Annotated in this window: 3 protein-coding genes and 2 pseudogenes; 4 read left to right on the top strand and 1 reads right to left on the bottom strand. The window is 32.4% G+C overall.

The window, feature by feature from the left end; all coding sequences use genetic code 11:
* The 3 genes and pseudogenes from EXE10_RS20825 to EXE10_RS20815 all read left to right on the top strand — a co-directional run.
* Positions 1-123, top strand: a pseudogene (locus EXE10_RS20825) (roadblock/LC7 domain-containing protein); the annotation flags it as partial.
* Between the two features lie 92 nt (positions 124-215).
* Positions 216-434, top strand: a complete 219-nt coding sequence (locus EXE10_RS20820; protein WP_165383061.1) for a DUF1653 domain-containing protein — start codon at positions 216-218, stop codon at positions 432-434.
* 144 nt (positions 435-578) lie between these two features.
* Entirely contained in the window at positions 579-1172 is a 594-nt protein-coding gene (locus EXE10_RS20815) for an O-methyltransferase (protein WP_130114581.1), read from the top strand.
* A 59-nt stretch (positions 1173-1231) separates the two neighbouring features.
* Here EXE10_RS20815 and EXE10_RS20810 read toward each other — a convergent pair whose 3' ends face one another.
* The gene (locus EXE10_RS20810; RefSeq protein WP_086322726.1) at positions 1232-1438 is read right to left on the bottom strand and encodes a KTSC domain-containing protein; all 207 of its coding nucleotides are present in this window, start codon (positions 1436-1438) and stop codon (positions 1232-1234) included.
* 238 nt (positions 1439-1676) lie between these two features.
* Here EXE10_RS20810 and EXE10_RS20805 point away from each other — a divergent pair.
* A pseudogene (locus EXE10_RS20805) lies at positions 1677-1869 on the top strand (endonuclease V); the annotation flags it as partial.

Genomic DNA, 1869 nt, shown 5'->3' with positions numbered 1-1869 from the left:
ATTCGTCCACTTGATTCAAATGAAAATCTATTCCTTTACCTTGTATTAGATCGTTCAAAGTCTAATTTGGCAATGGCTCGTCATGAACTGAAAAGCTTTGAAAAAGAATTAGATTTCTCTTAATTCATTGCTTAGGTTGTAAAAAAACTCGTCTTAGGACGAGTTTTTTATTGGCGGATGATGTATAACATCAGTATCGATTTTAAAGCTGTAAGATCATGTTAGAAGCAGGAATTTATAAACACTATAAAGGAAATTTATATCAAGTTTTTCATGTGGCAACACATAGTGAAACGAGGGATAAACTTGTAGTTTATCAATGCCTATATGGTGATTATTCAATATGGGTAAGGCCCTATGAAATGTTTATAGAAACTGTTGAATTAGAAAATGGTCAAGTGGTTCCTCGATTTGAGTTTTTACATTCAGTCTAATTGGGGGATTAGATCGCCGTATTTAAATAAAAGATGAACATAGATATTGATAATGAGTCAAATCGACAATAAAAGTAAAATTGTCATGGAAATGACGTAAATGATTGAAACAATAGTATTGAGATAGATGAGGATGATCTAAACATGAGTTTGAGTAGCCCATTTTTACAACGATTAAATGAGTTATACCAATCCTTTATCAAGTTTGATGCTACGCAATGCGATCGTATTAAACGTTATCGAAATATAGAACCAGAGTCTGCTTTATTCCTAGCTATGCAAATTAGGATTCAACAATCAAAAAGAATTTTAGAGATTGGTACTTCGACGGGTTATTCCACACTGTGGTTGGCTGATGCTGCTCAAGTCACGGGTGGTCAAGTGACTACAGTTGAGATTGATGAAAAACGCACACAGCAAGCCAAAGAATATGCTAAAGAATTACAAGTGGATGATGCGATAGATTTTTGGGTTGGTGATGCACAGCAGTTTTTAGAAAACAGTCAGCAGAAATATGATTTTATTTTACTCGATGCAGAGCGAGATGCTTATTTAAATTATTGGAAATATTTACAAAATATGATTGAAAATCAAGGTGGTGTACTTATTGTTGATAATGTTATTTCACATTCTGCTGAAGTGAAAAGTTTTATTACAGAAGTTAAGCAAGACCAACGCTTTATAACAACTACATTGCCAATAGGTGCAGGGCTTTTTATAGTGACATTTAAGAATTAAATTTGATGTACTTGTATAGATCAGGAAGTATATCCTCCTGATCTTTTTATTTTAGAAAATTATAAAATTGATAGTCGCTTAAAATGTAAATCGTATTCTAAGTATTTATGCACGAAGGCTGTTTTATCACTACAGCGTAGTAAATTATCGTATATAAATTCTGGGACAGGATGGTAAAGTTCACCAGAACCATTGTTATAAAAAATTTTTAAATACCGTGAAGAAGCATTGTACTTCCAAGAAGTCACGGTAATCATTGATCCCATAAGCAACCCCTTAAATTTTTGATTATTTTACAGAAAATTTTTTCTCTGTATGATTTGAACTTAGTCTATTTGTAGGTTGGAAAGTATTACAGTTTTGTAACTTATCACGTAATTTTTTGACTATTGATATTCTATTTTATGAATAATGCTATTTTCAAGAATAAGCAATAAATAAATCAGAGCATATCGTGGCTATAGGTTAATTTTGATATAAATTAAAATGTTAATGAGAGCATGAATGATCATTGTATTAGATGTTGCTTACGCAGAAAGTTTTGCACATGTGGCAGGTGTTGTTTTTGAGAATTGGACGAGTCAGAAAGCAGCTCAAACGTATACACTTAAGGTACAAGAGATTGCTGAATATGAGTCAGGGCAATTTTATAAGCGTGAATTACCTTGTCTGTTGGCATTGTTGCAAGAGGTCAAAG

The sequence above is a fragment of the Acinetobacter sp. WCHAc060033 genome, assembly GCF_004209125.1.
Taxonomy (GTDB): Bacteria; Pseudomonadota; Gammaproteobacteria; order Pseudomonadales; family Moraxellaceae; genus Acinetobacter; species Acinetobacter wuhouensis.
Note: the sequence above shows the minus strand (reverse complement) of the source record. Positions and strands in the feature narration are given on the sequence as shown.